At 43.3% G+C, this 16447-nt stretch carries 18 protein-coding genes; 12 read left to right on the top strand and 6 right to left on the bottom strand.

Features of this window, described 5'->3' with window-relative positions; genetic code table 11:
- Positions 1-336: 336 nt before the first annotated feature.
- Positions 337-1224 carry a hypothetical protein gene (locus tag HWQ42_RS28615; RefSeq protein ID WP_292817829.1) on the bottom strand — a complete coding sequence of 296 codons (888 nt, stop codon included), beginning with the start codon at positions 1222-1224 and terminating at the stop codon, positions 337-339.
- Between the two features lie 1031 nt (positions 1225-2255).
- Here HWQ42_RS28615 and HWQ42_RS28610 point away from each other — a divergent pair.
- The 3 genes from HWQ42_RS28610 (at position 2256) to HWQ42_RS28600 (ending at position 6117) form a co-directional block, all read left to right on the top strand.
- A complete protein-coding gene (locus tag HWQ42_RS28610; protein WP_292817827.1) occupies positions 2256-4610 on the top strand; it encodes a ribonuclease R family protein in 2355 nt (784 codons plus the stop codon).
- 17 nt (positions 4611-4627) lie between these two features.
- The gene (locus HWQ42_RS28605; RefSeq protein ID WP_292817825.1) at positions 4628-5248 is read left to right on the top strand and encodes a flavin prenyltransferase UbiX; all 621 of its coding nucleotides are present in this window, start codon (positions 4628-4630) and stop codon (positions 5246-5248) included.
- A gap of 167 nt (positions 5249-5415) precedes the next feature.
- Positions 5416-6117, top strand: a complete 702-nt coding sequence (locus HWQ42_RS28600) for a LapA family protein (protein WP_292817823.1) — start codon at positions 5416-5418, stop codon at positions 6115-6117.
- A gap of 19 nt (positions 6118-6136) precedes the next feature.
- Here HWQ42_RS28600 and HWQ42_RS28595 read toward each other — a convergent pair whose 3' ends face one another.
- Positions 6137-6331, bottom strand: coding sequence for a hypothetical protein (locus tag HWQ42_RS28595; protein WP_292736930.1), 195 nt, complete (start codon positions 6329-6331; stop codon positions 6137-6139).
- Here HWQ42_RS28595 and HWQ42_RS28590 point away from each other — a divergent pair.
- Positions 6330-6485 carry a hypothetical protein gene (locus HWQ42_RS28590; protein WP_292736932.1) on the top strand — a complete coding sequence of 52 codons (156 nt, stop codon included), beginning with the start codon at positions 6330-6332 and terminating at the stop codon, positions 6483-6485. The genes HWQ42_RS28595 and HWQ42_RS28590 overlap by 2 nt on opposite strands.
- 817 nt (positions 6486-7302) lie before the next feature.
- A complete protein-coding gene (locus HWQ42_RS28585) occupies positions 7303-7848 on the top strand; it encodes a shikimate kinase (protein WP_292817821.1) in 546 nt (181 codons plus the stop codon).
- 171 nt (positions 7849-8019) lie between these two features.
- On the opposite strand, the gene HWQ42_RS28580 is transcribed toward HWQ42_RS28585, so the two are convergent.
- On the bottom strand, positions 8020-8622 hold the full coding sequence (locus tag HWQ42_RS28580; RefSeq protein WP_292817819.1) for a Uma2 family endonuclease: 603 nt from the start codon (positions 8620-8622) through the stop codon (positions 8020-8022).
- Between the two features lie 202 nt (positions 8623-8824).
- Between HWQ42_RS28580 and HWQ42_RS28575 the strand changes: the two genes are divergently transcribed.
- A complete protein-coding gene (locus HWQ42_RS28575; protein WP_292817817.1) occupies positions 8825-9187 on the top strand; it encodes a pentapeptide repeat-containing protein in 363 nt (120 codons plus the stop codon).
- A 101-nt stretch (positions 9188-9288) separates the two neighbouring features.
- Positions 9289-10185: an acetylglutamate kinase gene (gene argB / locus HWQ42_RS28570; protein ID WP_292817815.1), complete on the top strand. Its 897-nt coding sequence runs from the start codon at positions 9289-9291 to the stop codon at positions 10183-10185.
- A gap of 111 nt (positions 10186-10296) precedes the next feature.
- Here argB and HWQ42_RS28565 read toward each other — a convergent pair whose 3' ends face one another.
- Positions 10297-10695 carry a hypothetical protein gene (locus HWQ42_RS28565; protein WP_292817813.1) on the bottom strand — a complete coding sequence of 133 codons (399 nt, stop codon included), beginning with the start codon at positions 10693-10695 and terminating at the stop codon, positions 10297-10299.
- A 170-nt stretch (positions 10696-10865) separates the two neighbouring features.
- Here HWQ42_RS28565 and HWQ42_RS28560 point away from each other — a divergent pair, with 170 nt between their 5' ends.
- The 3 genes from HWQ42_RS28560 to pyrE all read left to right on the top strand — a co-directional run bounded on the left by HWQ42_RS28560 (position 10866) and on the right by pyrE (position 13099).
- Positions 10866-11408 (top strand): tetratricopeptide repeat protein, encoded by a 543-nt coding sequence (locus HWQ42_RS28560; RefSeq protein ID WP_292817811.1) that lies wholly within the window; start codon positions 10866-10868, stop codon positions 11406-11408.
- A 172-nt stretch (positions 11409-11580) separates the two neighbouring features.
- The gene (locus tag HWQ42_RS28555) at positions 11581-12483 is read left to right on the top strand and encodes a DUF3153 domain-containing protein (RefSeq protein ID WP_292817809.1); all 903 of its coding nucleotides are present in this window, start codon (positions 11581-11583) and stop codon (positions 12481-12483) included.
- Between the two features lie 34 nt (positions 12484-12517).
- The gene (gene pyrE / locus HWQ42_RS28550) at positions 12518-13099 is read left to right on the top strand and encodes an orotate phosphoribosyltransferase (protein ID WP_292817807.1); all 582 of its coding nucleotides are present in this window, start codon (positions 12518-12520) and stop codon (positions 13097-13099) included.
- A 75-nt stretch (positions 13100-13174) separates the two neighbouring features.
- Here the strand turns inward: pyrE and HWQ42_RS28545 are convergent, their stop codons facing one another.
- The gene (locus HWQ42_RS28545) at positions 13175-13528 is read right to left on the bottom strand and encodes a helix-turn-helix domain-containing protein (protein WP_292817805.1); all 354 of its coding nucleotides are present in this window, start codon (positions 13526-13528) and stop codon (positions 13175-13177) included.
- A 149-nt stretch (positions 13529-13677) separates the two neighbouring features.
- On the opposite strand from HWQ42_RS28545, the gene HWQ42_RS28540 reads away from it, so the two are divergent.
- Positions 13678-14295: an FMN-dependent NADH-azoreductase gene (locus HWQ42_RS28540; protein WP_292817803.1), complete on the top strand. Its 618-nt coding sequence runs from the start codon at positions 13678-13680 to the stop codon at positions 14293-14295.
- Between the two features lie 98 nt (positions 14296-14393).
- On the opposite strand, the gene pdxH is transcribed toward HWQ42_RS28540, so the two are convergent.
- Positions 14394-15038, bottom strand: coding sequence for a pyridoxamine 5'-phosphate oxidase (pdxH, locus tag HWQ42_RS28535; protein WP_292817801.1), 645 nt, complete (start codon positions 15036-15038; stop codon positions 14394-14396).
- Positions 15039-15165: 127 nt separating this feature from the next.
- Between pdxH and HWQ42_RS28530 the strand changes: the two genes are divergently transcribed.
- Positions 15166-16251: an AI-2E family transporter gene (locus HWQ42_RS28530; protein ID WP_292817800.1), complete on the top strand. Its 1086-nt coding sequence runs from the start codon at positions 15166-15168 to the stop codon at positions 16249-16251.
- Positions 16252-16447: the final 196 nt, after the last annotated feature.

The following is a 16447-nucleotide window of genomic DNA, read 5'->3' as shown; positions in this document are numbered from 1 at the left end:
TTAAGAACAGCATTTATTTAGCTACAAAATATACTAATCCTACACTGTTTAACTTCAAAATAGATGACAAGTGTATAGATTCTTCATGCATAGATGAGGGGGAGAAAAGGGGTTGCCCTCGGCAACCCCTTTTCTCCCCCCTTAAAATGATTATCATTCTTGAGAAAACATATTTCTTGTTTTTCTTGGAATAATTTATTCTTTGGAAGTCCCTTATTGAACCGCCTTCTCTGCGAGAGGCTTCCGCCAACGCGCAGCGTATCGAAGAGAAGAGCGCCGAGAATTCGTAGAGTGTGCGTAAGTCCTAATTACAAATGACGAATGACTAATTACTAACTAAAATCCCGCTATTGGGTCTGGCTGAGATTGTAAGTATTTGAGGAATCCGTGTAATTCTTCTTCAGTGAGCAAAGTCCGCCCGCGCTTACCGTAGGTTTCAATCAAATGTTCCCGTCCCTGTTCTGGTGTCCAGTTTAAACGCTGAAGTTCGACATCTGTTTTAGCAATTACATCTGATAAATCCACGGGTTCAGCTTTCTTCTTTCTCTTTCCTGTCACTGATGGGGTAGCAGCATTCTCTTGAGGACTGTAACTCCGGGGTGTAAATGGTGTGACATTATTGGCAGAAATCGCGGGAAAGGTTTGATTTTCTGGCTGGTTATCAAAATTTATTTCCAAGTTCTCAGCTGGAGGATCAAATTCTAGCTCCTGCTTGGCAGTCATCGGAAAGTTTTGACCTAAATCTTGGCTATAGGTATCGTTTGCTAGGGGTGCAGCATTACTGTACCCGTACTGTTCGTTACTGCTTGTTACTATTTCTGGTTTAATGTTCCGTTCTTTGGAAGGCGGTATAGATATTTCTTTGTCGCTGACTGCTGGCCACTGACTACTAACAAAATTCTCATTTTTTGCAGAGGAATAAGCAGCAGGCTCACTCAATCCACCTTTAGTATTCAAGGAGGGATTTAGCTGTGCCGGGGAAACTGGATTTGAGGTCAACACCACTGATTCTGGTGGCGCGTTTGTCATACCCAAAACTATCAGCGCCCTAGTTCTGGCTTGGTCTTCTGCGGCTTCTACTGTTTCTGCTGCTGCCATACCCGTAGCACGGGTTACACCTTCAATTTGCACGCTTGCCCGGACAATATATTTTCCTTGAAAAATTTGCACTAATTCAGAAATCAAACTGCCTTTGGGATACAAGCTCTGGAATTGAGCCAACATAATACTGCTACCAATCTAAATATTTTTAATAACGGGGTTGATACTGCCTGAATGTTCAAGCGAGATCGGTTGCCCTTACTTTAATTTACATCCACTCGATACCCAGGATGCCTGCGAATATTGCATTTATTCATTTTTAATTGCCTACTATGTGTCATCAGATTCTTGGCAGGCGATGAGTAGGTATAATTCTCTGCTCTGAGCCGTCAAGGTTATATTCTTGCTTTGCCTGGTGTTCCAATTGTAGCAGTAGCTCTTTTTGACGAAATTTTTGGTCAGTGCTAACTTATCTGGGTAGTCTTGCTTGCAATGCTATACTGATTACCCAAGTCGATATCTAGAACTATTTTCTGGAAGTGCGCTCTAAATCTACAATAATGGAGATAAGGTTCGCCCTCGCTGCTTATTAAGCTGCTTACCTAATTGTTACCGATTCTACATGTGGGAAAATTGGGTTCACCAGCAGTTCCTCCTAGTTAAAAATCAGAGTCTAATGGCGTAAAATTACCTTCTCTCTAGACAATCAAACACCTGTAGTTTCCACGCCACTGGCTCTACTTGGGGAGACCCCAGACGCTCGCAGACTCGCTAACGCTGCGCTATCGCTTTTAGCGTCTCCCCTTGGAGAAGACCGCAGTGGCTCCCCTGCATAGCGCTTTTGGGCAGTATGGATTCTCTAAACCCAGCTTCTCAAAAATCTGTCGCGTAATTAACTAGCGGGGCTAGATTTTAATCAGGCGTGCAATCTTAAGTTTGGTTAGGTGAAGGGAGTTGAACGCAGGCAAATTCTGAGAGCATCGTGCAGTAAGAAGTTCGTAAACGCCCCAGAGTTGTCCGTGGGTCGGCTTCTTTGCCAAGGAACTGCGGGAGTAGTTTCCCCCTCTTACTGGGTCGGGCTTCCTTTCCTTAGAACTTAGGAAGCTTGCTTCAGGGCAATTAGTTTCCAGCTTGTTTCTGTAAGCCGTGAGGGTATACAGAAAAGAACCAGATTAAACAACAAATGATGTTTTGACCAAAGGTCGGTTCACTGCATGGAATTTTCAATCGCTACACTCCTTGCCAATTTCACCGATGATAAATTGGTAGCTCGGAAGGTTTTAGAAAAGAAACTTGGCTGTGAAGATGAAAAAAGTTTACAAAAACTTCACATTGCCTTAGATGTTCTTGAAAAAATCGGTATTTTAGTGAAGGAACGGGGCAAGTACCGCCGTGTCTCAGAAGAGGGAATAATCGAGGCAAAACTCCGTTGTTCTAGTAAAGGCTTTTGCTTTGCTATTCAAGATGTGGAAGGAGCCGAAGATATTTACATCCGCGAAAGTCATCTGAGTAATGCTTGGAATGGCGATCGCGTTTTGGTGAGAGTTCTGAAAGAAGGCAGTCGCCGTCGCTCTCCCGAAGGGGAGGTGAAGCTGATTCTGGAACGCTCTAACCACACTTTACTGGCACGAATTAAGCAGGTAGAAACTGGTTTTCGGGCTGTGCCTTTAGACGATCGATTGCTGTTTGAACTCAAGATTCAACCTAACGGGGCAAAGTTAGAAGAAGCGATCGATCATCTGGTTCATGTGGAAGTTTTGCGTTACCCATTGGCACAATATCCTCCCCTTGGTCGAGTAGTGCAAATCCTCGGCAGTGATGCCGAAGCCGCTGCTGATATAGATTTAGTTACGTGCAAACACGACCTTTCCCGGACTTTTCCAGATAATGTTCTCGAAGCATCTGCGAGGTTGCCCAAAAAGCTCTTCAAAGCAGACCTGAAAAATCGGCTGGATTTACGTAATTTGTTTACTCTCACGATTGAAGGGGTAAATGGCGATCCCAAAGTTATAGAAAACGCTTTTAGTTTAGAAAAAAACTTAGCCGGAAATTGGCTTTTAGGCGTTCACATAACCGATGTTTCTCACTATGTCCAACCTGACGAAGCCCTAGATAGAGAAGCACTCAAACGGGGTAAATCAGTGTATCTGGGAGAATTGGTGTTGCCAATCTTGCCCCCAGCTGTGGCAGAACGCTGTTCTTTAGTACCTGGGAGCGATCGCTTAACCATCTCTTTTTTAATTACCATTGATCCCAAATCGGGAGAAGTGCTGGAATGGGAAATTCAACCCAGCGTCATTAATGTCGAGACTGCACTGACTACAGAACAAGCTCAAGCAATTCTCACAGGTGAAGCTCAAGATAAATCATCACAGGTTTCCCAAATACTGCAAGACCTCCAAAGCTTGCAAACAGCTGTGAAACAGGTACGCTTGACTCGTGGTAGTCTCCAGTTGAATCTGCCGCCTAGCCAAAACGCCTATTATGATGAGGGGATTCTCGGCGCTGTGGTGGTGAATGATTTACCAGTGCGATCGCTACTCACGGAGTTGGTACTGTTAGTTAATCAACTGTTCGCGACTCACTTAAATGCTCTTGGTGTTCCCGCTATCTGGCGAGTCCAAGGTACTCCTGATGTTGAAGATGTCCAGGAAATGCTGAAATTGGCAGTCAATTTAGGCGTTGACCTCACATTAGATCCAGAAGTTGATATCCAACCCTTAGATTACCAACATTTGACCACAGCTTTTGCGGAATCTCCCTCTGAGCAAGTTCTTACTTACTTATTACAAGATACACTTAAGCCGTCTGCATACAGTACCACCAAAGGATCTCACTTTGGTCTGGCACTACCGCAATATGTCCACTTTAGCGCTCCCTTGCGGCGTTTCCCAGATTTGCTGATGCAGAGAGTGTATTACACGCTACTCGAAAACGGACGCGATCGCCGCAATACCCGTGTCAGAGAGCGGGTTAACCTACGCCACTCCTCTAGCCACGAGGAAATTAACTGGAACGTTTTACCCCCAGAATTGCAACAAGAACTCCAAAGCGATTTGACTAGGGTAATTGTCCAAATCAACGACCGAGAAAAAGAAGTCCAAGAAGCCGAAGCCGATTTAGCCGGACTGCAAAAAGCCCAACTGATGAAGCAACGCATTGGTCAGGTATTTCAAGGCGTGATTACCGGGGTTCAATCCTACGGTTTCTTTGTGGAAATTGAAGTACCAGCAGCCGAGGTAGAGTCCAGTAGTAATCCTGGTGTGCCTTTGCGGGTGGAAGGATTAGTACACGTCAGTTCTCTCAAAGATGATTGGTATGAATATCGCGCCAGACAACAGGCACTATTTGGGCGCAAAAATCGCGCTTCTTATCGACTAGGCGATCGCGTTGCTGTGCAAGTTAAGAGTGTCGATTACTACCGTCAGCAAATTGATTTGGTAACAGTCGGCAGCGATGGTGTCGCTAAAGGGTTAACTGGCAATGACTCCCGTGACGAGCTTTCAGACCTCTACTTACCAAATGATATGGAGCCTGATGACCTAGATCCTTACTCTGAGGACGAGTAAAATACCCTAAAACTTACGTGTCAAATAACACCAAACCTTTAATTTTAGGCGTATCGGGCGCATCTGGTCTGATTTACGCTGTTCGCGCGATCAAATTTTTGCTAGAAGCGGAGTATAGCATTGAATTGGTTGCCTCTAAATCAACTTACATGGTTTGGCAGTCAGAACAGGAAATTCGGATGCCACCAGAACCAACCGGGCAAGAACAATTCTGGCGAGAGCAAGCTGGTGTTGCACTTGCCGGTAAACTCCGGTGTCATCCTTGGAGCGATGTCGGAGCCGGAATTGCCAGCGGTTCCTTTGCCACTCTGGGGATGATCATCATTCCATGCAGCATGAGTACAGTGGCAAAGCTAGCAGTTGGCTTGAGTTCCGATTTACTAGAACGGGCAGCGGATGTCCAACTCAAAGAAGGGCGAAAGCTGGTTATTGTCCCGCGTGAAACGCCTTTTAGTCTCATCCACTTACGTAACTTAACCTCTTTAGCAGAAGTTGGAGTGAGAATTGTCCCTGCTATTCCCGCCTGGTATCACAATCCCCAAACCATCGAGGATTTAGTTGATTTTGTAGTTGCCCGTGCTTTAGATCAACTAGATATTGACTGTATTCCAATTCAGCGGTGGCAAGGTCGTCGCTAATGCCCTGAGTGGATTTATTGTAAATTTCACAATAGTCCTAAAAAGGTAATGATAGAGATGGCTGATAGTGTCAGTGGTCAGCGAACAGTAATTAGTGAAAAATAATCAGACTGAATAACTGGCCACTGACAACTGACCACTGATAACTGACAACTGACAAAATTGCTATGGCTGTAATTCGCTTAATTCTATTGGTGGCAGTACTGGGAGGACTAACGCTATTATTAGTCCAGAATTTCTCACCTGCCCTATCGCTAGTATTTTTGGGCGTGCGAACTCAACCATTACCACTAGCGATATGGATTTTGTTCAGTACTGCCACTGGTGCTTTCACATCGATATTGATTGCTACCTTATTTAATTTATCCAATTATTTTGTGGCAGCACAACGCCAAGCTCCTAACAGAGCAACCGCCCCTTCAAGTCGTGCGAAGGCAACCCGGAGAGAAGAACCGACATCTCGCCCTGCCAGTCCTCCACCACCAGCTAGTAAAAATGAAGAGCCTAGCAGTGAGGGATTTGATGATTGGGAGACAAATAGCAGTAGAGATGATGATTGGAACTTTGATGAAAAGTCAGAGTCAGCGCCTATTCCTAATTCTCAAGCTCAACAACCTAGAGACTCAACAACTTACGAACGTCAATCAGAAGCCAAAAGCAGTTCTCAATCTGGTTCAGTTTACTCCTACAGTTACCGCGAGCCAAAAAATACGGCTGCGGGAAAAACTGAATCAATTTACGATGCTGATTACCGAGTAATTATTCCCCCTTACCAGCCGCCAACTACCAATCAAACGGATGATGATGATTGGGAGTTTTTTGAGGATGATGATGATTTTGAAGATGATGGTAAACGCCCCCGTCGGTGAGATGTAGGAGGCTACATCTCTATTTAATGCCACACCGCTCTCTAGACTCCTGCTTGACCTTACCAGTCATGGCAGCTTCCTGCAAAATCATGAAAGCATTAAAATCTTCCAAGTCATATCGGGTAGTCAACAGTTGTCGTAGTTGATCTTCAGCTTCAACTGTCAAATAGCCAGTTGCTAAAGCTCTTTCTACAACGTCACGAATTCGAGTCATGGTTGACACCTCATTCATTCTATATTTATTCATTCAGGCTTATCGGCGTGGAATATGCAGTAGTCTTTGTGTCGAAACTTCAATTTCTTTGCAAGCTTTTTTGGGCGATCGCGGTAAATCAGTCATTATTTACACCTTTATTAGAAACGTTTAATTGAGCGGGTCTTGTTATAGCTGAACTTTTAGAATAACGATCCTGTGCTGTTAGGAACACAGTATTGTGTATACTTAAAAATACCCACCAGAATAAAAACCCTGATTATTTAGATAGACAGATATTGTTTGGATAAAGTTTCAAACAAGCTAAGTTAATTTTTTGGTTAAGCATAGAGATTACTATGCAGCAATTACCTAGTTACTTCAGGAAAATTACTACATTCTTAAGAAATTCACTGATTATTACTGATGGTAATTTTACAGAAGAATCGTTAATTTCTTGCCAAAGTTACTTTAAATATTAAGTATTCCTGCTCTTAAGCAAGCGACGCGTAGCATTCCCCAGAAAACCTGACTGTACTCCTTCCCTACGGGAGGCTGCATGAAGGGGAACGCAAGCTTCTGCCTCCAGAAGGCATCGCTTTTTTACATTTGAATAAAATAATAAAAGCTTTCAGATAAATTCAAGTTGATAGCTCATTTCTTCTGGCTCAAGAACTTCCCAGATTAAAATTGAACTCAGATATCTTGCACTCTAATTTGGTGTCCACCAATACGGGGTTTATCCCTATCTGGAGTAATTTTAATGTGTTCTGCGATTACTGGTATCTTAGACATATTATCCAAGACACGCTCCTATAAGAACAAATTATATTTTGATTATCGCTTGATTAGCGATCGCCAATCAAGTAATTTTATTTGTTTGCGCGATATGTGCAAAACTCCGTATTTTTAAATCCTAGATTGAATCGTTGAGTTTATAATTTAAAACTGTGACTCAGCACTCAAAACTTATAATTGGAGCGAAGCAACTGGTGAGCAGCTTATTACAAGGAGTCAACCTGTACTTAATTGGTATTATGGGCGTTGGTAAGACGACAGTAGGGCGCTTACTAGCAAAAGAACTGGGTTATGGGTTTGTAGATACCGATGATGTGATTGCCCAAGCCACAGGAAAATCTATCAATCAGTTATTTGCAGAAGTTGGTGAAGCCGGGTTTCGTCAGTTAGAAAGCGACGTACTTTCACAAGTTTGTGCTTTTACAAAGTTGACTATCGCAACAGGTGGGGGCATTGTACTACGGCGAGAAAATTGGGGTTACTTGCACCACGGTTTGATAGTGTGGCTAGATACGCCAGTGGAGATAATTTACAGCCGTTTAGCTGAGGATACCACAAGACCACTGCTGCAAGATGCCGATCCTAAAGCTAAGTTGCGATCGCTCCTCGAACAACGAACACCACTTTACTCTCAAGCCGATTTGCACATCATTGAGCGAGAGGGAGATACGCCTGAAGACATTGCCAAGCGAGTACTTGAAGGGATTCCTGGCATCCTGAAAAAAGCTGTTTCTAATTAATCGGGAATATTGATCTAACTGTGTCTGCAAAAGATGTTTTTCATGAATCAGTTTATGGTGTAGCGTAATGCGATCGCTCCTCGAACAACGAACACCACTTTACTCTCAGCGAATACTTGAAGCAATTCCTAACGTTCTCAAAATACAAGTTTCTCATTAAGAAAACTCAAGTTACCAAATTTTGCCCATCCGCAGGATAAACCCTGGTAATTCTGGATTGCCACTAACTGCTTCGGGATTATCCAAAATTTCAACTTCTCGATTCGGACGGTAAATGTAGACTTTTGTATTCTGCCGATCAATTAACCAGCCTAGTAACGCACCGTTATCGATGTACTCCTGCATTTTGTCCTGTAATTTTATCAGGCGATCGCTGGAAGAACGTAACTCAATCACAAAGCTGGGACAAATTGGTGCAAATGAAGCTTTTTGTGCATCTGTTAAGATATTCCAGCGCTCCAGTTCAATCCAAGAAGCATCAGGGGAACGCATTGCCCCATTGAGTAGTGTAAAACCTGCACTGGAGTCAAAGCCTATGCCAGTGCCATCTTGTTCAGTCCAATACCCAAGCTGTGCAGCAATGTTAAAGTTACGGTTGCCCGTATCTGAAAAAGCTGGTGGCATAATGATGACTTCCCCATTAGCAGTGCGCTCGATTCGCAAATCTTCATTGGCTTGGCAGAATTCGTAGAACTGCTCATTTGTCATCTGCACAAGGGAGGGGAAATTTACCATTAGGGGTGTGCTTTCAGTTTGGATTAGCAGCGTGGTCATTTTCATTCCCTAGCTTCAGCCGAATGATTTCAATTCTAGAGGTTTAAAGGAGCGATCGCTGTTATGTTGTGTCCGGTAATGTGGGAATAGTTAATTTGTAAGGTGTGTTACTTCGTTAACGCACCATCTTGATCTGTCTCATCCGTCGTATAGGATTGACTCTAGAGCTTGAAGTTTTACTGCTGTCTCACGAAAGAATTCAATGGATATTGAAGAGTTTTTTAGTCGTTTAGATGCTGGGGAAAATGATTTTTCAGGAGTCGATCTTAGTGGTGCAGTCCTAAGCGAAGTTGACTTGTCTGGCATTAATCTCAGTGGTGCTGATTTGAGTGGGGCGCTCCTCTGTAAAGCTAAGTTAGGGGGTGCTGATTTAAGAGACGCTAATCTGAGCGGTGCTGATTTACGTGGTGCTGATTTGAGAGTTACTCGTATGGAGGGCGTTAATCTTGAAAATGCTAATTTATTGGAAGTTAACTGGCACTGCGCGGAAATGTATGGGGCTTATTTCTACAATACCGTTATGCCAGATGGTGAACTCGTAACTGAACCAAACACCTATGAATGATTAGTACAAACATACTCGGCTTTGGCATCAGAGATTGTGAGGAGTTACAAAGTCTTCTACACTGACTGAAATAGGTTTTAACTCTCTCTGTTAGGCTCCTCATGACGGACAACGATTCTGAATACATCAGGCAAGATGAAGCCACTCGTGTGCGTGTACTAAGCGAAGCACTACCTTATATTCAACAATTCGCCGGTCGCACTGTTGTTGTCAAATATGGCGGCGCAGCGATGAAAGATAGCACACTCAAAGATAAAGTTATCCGCGATATTGTATTCTTATCCTGCGTCGGCTTGCGTCCGATTGTAGTCCACGGCGGTGGCCCAGAAATTAACAGTTGGTTAGATAAGCTGGGCATCGAACCACAATTTAAGAATGGTCTGCGAGTTACTGATGCCGCCACAATGGATGTGGTGGAAATGGTTTTAGTTGGTCGAGTTAATAAAGAAATTGTCTCCCTGATTAACCAAGCTGGTGGATTGGCTGTCGGACTTTGCGGTAAAGACGGTAATCTATTTACAGCCCGTTCCCAAGGTCAAGAAGGCATCGGTTTTGTGGGGGAAGTCAGCAATGTGAATATCAAGATTTTGGACACCCTCGCTAGCAATGGCTATATTCCGGTAGTATCTAGCGTCGCCGCAGATGAGACGGGGCAAGCTTATAACATTAACGCCGATACTGTAGCTGGGGAAATCGCTGCTGCATTAGGGGCAGAAAAGTTAATTTTACTGACCGACACCAGTGGAATTTTAAAAGATTACAAAGACCAATCTACTTTAATTCCGAAAGTAGATATCCGCGAAGCCCGCGAACTGATTGCCGATGGTATAGTTAGCGGTGGGATGATTCCCAAAGTGAGTTGTTGTGTGCGATCGCTTGCTCAAGGAGTTCGTGCAGCACACATCATTGATGGTCGCATTCCCCACGCCCTATTACTAGAAATCTTTACTGATGTTGGGATTGGGACAATGATTCTCGGTTCGCAGTTTACGTCGTAGAGGCAGGGGAGGCTGGGAAAATAATTTGTAACTGTAATTTTGGGTAAATTAAAACTCGTTTTTTACTTGTGGACAAGTCTTTGATATTCACCTCCCCTGCCCCTCTGCTTCCTAGCGGGGATAGGTAATAATAACTCGCGATCGCCCACCGCTAAATGGTGTACGACGCCATGAATTATTGATAATCACCGGATTAACTAGGGTTGAATCTCGAATTGTCGGATTAATCAGGGTGGAATTTCTGATGTTTTGCCTTACCTGGGGATAGGAATAATCGCGGTAATGATTGCGTTGTATCATTAGTCCCGTTGTTGGGTCTACAGGCATAGGCGTGGGAATCGGACTACCATAAATAAAGGAACCCACAGAAGGCGACGATCGCCTGACTCCATAACCACCATCAGTCCCGAACGCACGCTGGGCGGAAGCTGGAGCAATGGTTACACCGATCACTGCTAAAGTCATACCTGCTAAGAGCCAATTCAGTTGCGAATGCTTGATTTTCAACATAATTTTGCTCACTTGCATTTGATACCGGAATTTTTAATCAGAAAATAGTCGCAGCTACTTACTTAAAATTTTAGAAGTTTATCCACTTTCAGATTGCCAGCTTTTGAAAAGATTCCAAAAAGATTGCTGGCATTGGCAAAATGAAAATAGTGCTAATTTTTGTATAAGACGTGAGTACAGAAAGTTTAGAAATTGCTAAAACCCGCTACCAGGCTGGGAAAGTTGCCTTTGAGAATGGGCAATACCGTGAAGCCGTAGAAAATTTAGAAAAGGCCAGCGCTCTGTTAGCTCGTAATTCTCGCCTTGGGGGCGAAGTAGAAATTCATCTAGTGACAGCTTATGAAGCGGCTGGACGCACGGATGATGCGATCGCTCTTTGTGAAAGACTCAAACGCCACGCCCATTTTGAAATTAGCAAACAAGCGCGGCAGATGCTTTATATCTTAAAAGCACCAAAGCTGAAAAGACCCAGCGAATGGATGACTGAAATCCCCGATTTGGGTGCATTAGCCGATAATGAACTCAAAATTTCTGTACCTGCTAAGTCTCCAAAATCTTCTGGGGAGCAAAAGCCTAAACCTGCCGAGCCAGAATTTGTTGACCTCAGTCAGGTCAATACCAGAGATAATCGCTTTATCTGGGTGGCACTAATCGCCATTGGTTTAACCATCTCGTACTTGGTTTGGTTGAATTTTTCAGGAACTCCTGGCTGATAACAATTTTGGATTGGGGACTGGGAAGATTTGAATGAAGATTCAGATCCAAATCTTACTCATATTTTCTTACTCAGTCCCAGAGCGATCAAAATGGTATTTCAGGAATCTCAAACAATACTAAGAAGTCAAGATTGGTTAAAAAGTTTGACTTTTGGGGAGATTTATAGTTATGAATTCTTCAATTTTCGGAAAGATTTTCTTGTGGTTAGTCAGACCATTTAGTTTTGTGTTGGCAAAGATGAAATTTATCTCACCACTGAATGGTCGAAATCGAATGAATCGGGTCTTTCCCATGCGAAATCCTATTCTGTGGCTCGTGCTATTAACATCTTTGCTACTTACTGGCTGTGTGAAGTACGATGTGGGGCTTAATTTTGACAACTCAAATAGTGGCGAACTAGTACAGCATATTAAGTTGGGAGAACGGCTAACTAGTTTTAGTGGCGATTCTGTATATGAATGGTTAAAAAGCATAGAACGCCGCGCCCGTCAACTTGATGGTAAAGCACAGCGAGTTTCCCAAGAAGAAATCATCGTCACAATTCCTTTTAGCAGTGGTAGGGAATTGCAAGAGAAGTTCAACGAATTCTTTAACTCCCATACAAATCAACCCTCTGAGTCTGTGCAGAGCGAATCTGACTCAGAACTGCCGAAAATTGAATCAAACGTCCTCTTGGAGCAGAATAATTTTTTACTTTTAGTCCGAAATCGGTTAATTTATGATTTGGATTTGCGATCGCTCTCTCTAATTGCCAGCAAAGGTAATGTTCTGGCGAATGCTGGTTCAATTCTCGATTTGGAATTTAGCTTGAAGACCCCTTGGGGAGCCAAAAATATTCAACTAACTGAAACTGCAATTGAGCCAGAAAAAAATGGTAATCAACTAGTGTGGAAACTCCAACCTGGTGAGCTAAATCACATAGAAGCAGTTTTCTGGCTTCCTAGCCCTCTTGGAATTGGTGGGTTGTTAATTATCCTGTTTGTCTCAGGAGGATTGTACTTGAGATACAATTTCATGCCAGATCCTAGAATTCAGTTTCCTCCGAAAGCAGCAGCCATCCAGGAACAGTAGACTATTCATTTGTTCAATATTGTTAGTTAAGCCGATGGAAAATGCATCGGCTTTTTTACCTTTTCCCCAGCTTTTTGTAAAAATGAGTCATAGCGAATTAGCCAAAGAAATTGTTCGTGTTTCCTATTTAAAAGGCGAGTTTCGGTTACGTTCTGGTCAGATATCTGACCATTACTTTGATAAATATCAGTTTGAATCTAATCCTTTGTTACTGAAGCAGTTAGCTAAAGAAATGGTAAAAAAGATTCCACCAGACACGGAAATTCTAGCCGGACTGGAATTAGGGGGAGTTCCTTTAGCAACAGCAATTTCATTAGAAGTTGAATTACCAGTTGTCTTTGTTCGGAAGACAAAAAAAGAATATGGTACTGAGAAGCTAGCAGAAGGAATTGATATCCAAGGGAAAAAATTGTGTATCATTGAAGACGTAATTACAACAGGTGGTCAGGTTGTAAAAAGTACCGAAACGCTGCGTAATGAGGGAGCGATCGTGGACTTCGTACTCTGCGTAATCTGGCGCGGAAGAACGGAAGACAATAGTCTTGAAAAAGCTGGTATTCAAAAACTTCCTCTATTTGATATGGAGGAGCTTTCAGTGTGGATGGAACTGCCTTGAAGTCCGCAATGCAAATATCTTGGACAATAACCCTAAAAATACTTAGGTTTGAGATAAGACTTGTGTAATTTAGGGTTAAACATTAATATTGCTATGTTCTCGTTGTTCGCTGCCATACCAACGTTCAGCAAGTCCATTGAGTTGATGAAGGATTTCAACGAGTTCCTGTCCGCGTTCTGTAAGACCGTAAGTGACTTGAGGTGGGATAGTTGGTTCATACTGGCGATAAATAATTTCTGCTGCCTCAAGCATTCTCAGTCTTTCCGTTAGAACTTTGGTAGAAATGCCCTCTACTTGGCGTTTCAATGCACCAAAGCGAGTAGGCCCACTATTACACAACACCCACAGTATATACATTGTCCAGGGCCCTGATAATAAGGACATCAAAATATTTATTGGGCAAGCATCAGGATTTTTAGAAGCAGACATCGATAAGTTAGCCAAAATTATCCAATAGTTACTTTATGGTAACTACTTTACTTTAGTAACTAGTTACTTTTAGTATCTAATGTAATGCTTTGAAATAGAGACTCAAAAAAAGTAAAAGCAGTAAATCCTAGTTAATCAGGAGATATTTTGTGGTAAATATTCTACATATTGATTCCAGCCCCCGTGGTGAACGATCGCACTCTAGAGAATTATCTAAGGAATTCGTCAGTGCTTGGAAAGCAGCGCATCCTGAAGATGCGATCGCTTATCGAGATTTAGGGCATTACCCAGTTCCTCACGTTGATGAAGCTTGGATTGCAGCGGCATTTTCACCACCAGAAACCCATACCCCAGAATTAACTGAGGCACTTAGGATTTCTGACGAACTGGTTGATGAGTTTTTGGCAGCCGATCGCTACGTCTTTGGAGTGCCAATGTACAACTTCAATATACCTTCCACTTTTAAGGCTTACATCGACCAAATTGTTCGCATTAATCGGACTGTTGCAATAGAAGCTCAAGGTTTTAAAGGGTTAGTCGAGGGCAAAAAAGCGGTTATCATTACCGCTCGCGGTGGTGACTTTAGCGCGACATCTCCTTTCCTTGCTTATGACTTCCAAGAACCCTACCTGCGGGCAATTTTCGGCTTTATTGGGCTTACAGATATTCAATTTATTAACGCTAACAGCCTGAATGAGGGTGATGCCCGTACCCAATCTCTATCAGAAGCAAGACAAGCAATTCAAGATGCGATCGCCCAGTGGTAATGTGATGCGGGGCATTGAGCATGGGGCATTGGGCATTGGTTATAGATTCTTCTTCCCCTGCTCCCCCTGCTCCCTGCCCCCTGCCCCCTGCCCCTTCTTCAGGGTGACAATCGCTCAATTTTCCAAGTGCTATTATCTAAACGGCTATAGAGTAAGCGATCGTGCAGACGGCTAGGGCGTCCTTGCCAAAATTCAATTTCTGTAGGGATCACTCGTAAGCCTCCCCAATGAGGCGGTCGAGGAATCTCCTGATTTTCATATTTGCTCTGGAATTCCTGCACGCGTTGCTCAAGAACTTCTCGGCTTTCTATCACCTCGCTTTGATTAGATACCCACGCACCCAAGCGACTTTTGGCAGGGCGACTTTCAAAATACTGATCAGATTCAGTTTCGGAAACTTTCTCCACATACCCCGAAATTCTGACTTGACGTTCCAGTTCTGCCCACCAAAAGACTAAAGCCGCCTGGGGATTTTCAGCCAGTTGTTGTGCTTTGTGGCTGTTGTAGTTTGTGAAGAAGGCAAAGCCCCGTTCATCAAAATCCTTGAGCAGCACCATTCTGGCTGAGGGCTTACCGTCTGGTGTGGCTGTAGCAATAGTCATGGCATTGGGTTCGGGGAGTTGTGCTGCTAGTGCCTGATCGAACCATTTTTTAAATTGGATAAAAGGATTAAGTTCTACTTCAAGTTCGCTTAAACCTTCCAAGGTGTAGTCTTTGCGAAGGTCAGCTACCGTTTTGTCCATTGTGATTTGTTTCCTTGCTATCAGATACGCTTATATATATCTTTGTCAAAAATATCTATGATGATAATCAGTGCCATCAAGAATTTTACAAATTCTCTGAATAAATATCTAAAATAGGTTGCGTCAAATGCGCCGTTCAGCCTCCCTTCAACGCTTGTTAATTTATGGTCTGAGCGGTCCCATTATCGCTCTTAATGTCTGGTTGCTGTCTGTGCTTTTTCGCTATTTCCAGCATCCTCTTACTGTATTGAGCATTGCGACGATTTTGGCCTTTCTCTTAAATTACCCGGTTAAGTTCTTTGAACGTGCTCAGATCACCCGCACTCAGGCGGTGATCATAGTTTTACTGGCAACATTAACCCTGCTTGGGATTTTGGGCGTCACCCTAGTACCGTTGATTATTGACCAAACAATTCAACTGTTAAATAAGATCCCTGATTGGTTAACCGCCAGTCAAGCAAACCTAGAGCAGTTTGAGATGTTGGCAAAACAACGACGTTTGCCAATCGATCTGAGGGTTGTGAGCAGTCAAATCAATGCCAACATTCAGAATGTGGTGCAACAGCTAGCTTCTGGGGCAGTGGGATTTGCTGGCACACTACTGTCAGGATTACTTGACGTAGTATTAGTTATCGTGCTTGCATTTTATATGCTTTTATATGGCGATCGCGTCTGGCATGGTCTGATCAATCTTTTGCCCTCTAACATTGGAGATCCCCTTAGCGCATCCTTGCGCCTAAATTTTCAAAACTTCTTCCTCAGCCAGTTGTTACTAGGATTGTTCATGGTGCTAACCCTGACGCCAATTTTCTTAGTGATGAAGGTGCCTTTTGCCCTGTTGTTTGCCATATTGATCGGTATCTCAGAACTCATTCCCTTTATTGGGGCGTCTCTGGGTATTGGTCTGGTGACGATTTTAGTGCTGCTGCAAAATTGGTGGTTAGCAGTTCAAGTTGCCATAGCGGCGATTCTCATGCAGCAGCTTAAAGATAACCTGTTAGCTCCCAGGTTACTCGGCAATTTTATCGGACTGAATCCCATCTGGATTTTTGTAGCTATTTTGATGGGATTTGAGATTGCTGGTTTGTTGGGGACACTTGTTGCTGTTCCAATTGCTGGTACTATTAAGGGCACTTTCGATGCTATTAAGAGCGGCAAGCCGAGTGATTTTGTCTCAACTGTCACTATTGCCCATGATCCGCCTCCTGATTAAGAGGGCAGGTGAGACAAGGGGACAAGGGGGACAAGGGGACAAGGGGACAAGGGAGAATTATTGAACAAGTTTCTCCCTTGTCTTCTCTCTTTTCCTTGTCTACCTTGTCTCTTCTCCATGTCGAATGCCCAACTCAAAAGTTGCACAATCTAATATCACAATTCACAATGGTGATCGATTACAAATTTTAGAGGAT

Source organism: Nostoc sp. JL23 (assembly GCF_017115065.1).
Lineage (GTDB): Bacteria > Cyanobacteriota > Cyanobacteriia > Cyanobacteriales > Nostocaceae > Nostoc > Nostoc punctiforme_A.
The sequence above is the reverse complement of the archived record's forward strand: the minus strand, read 5'-3'. Positions and strand labels throughout refer to the sequence as shown.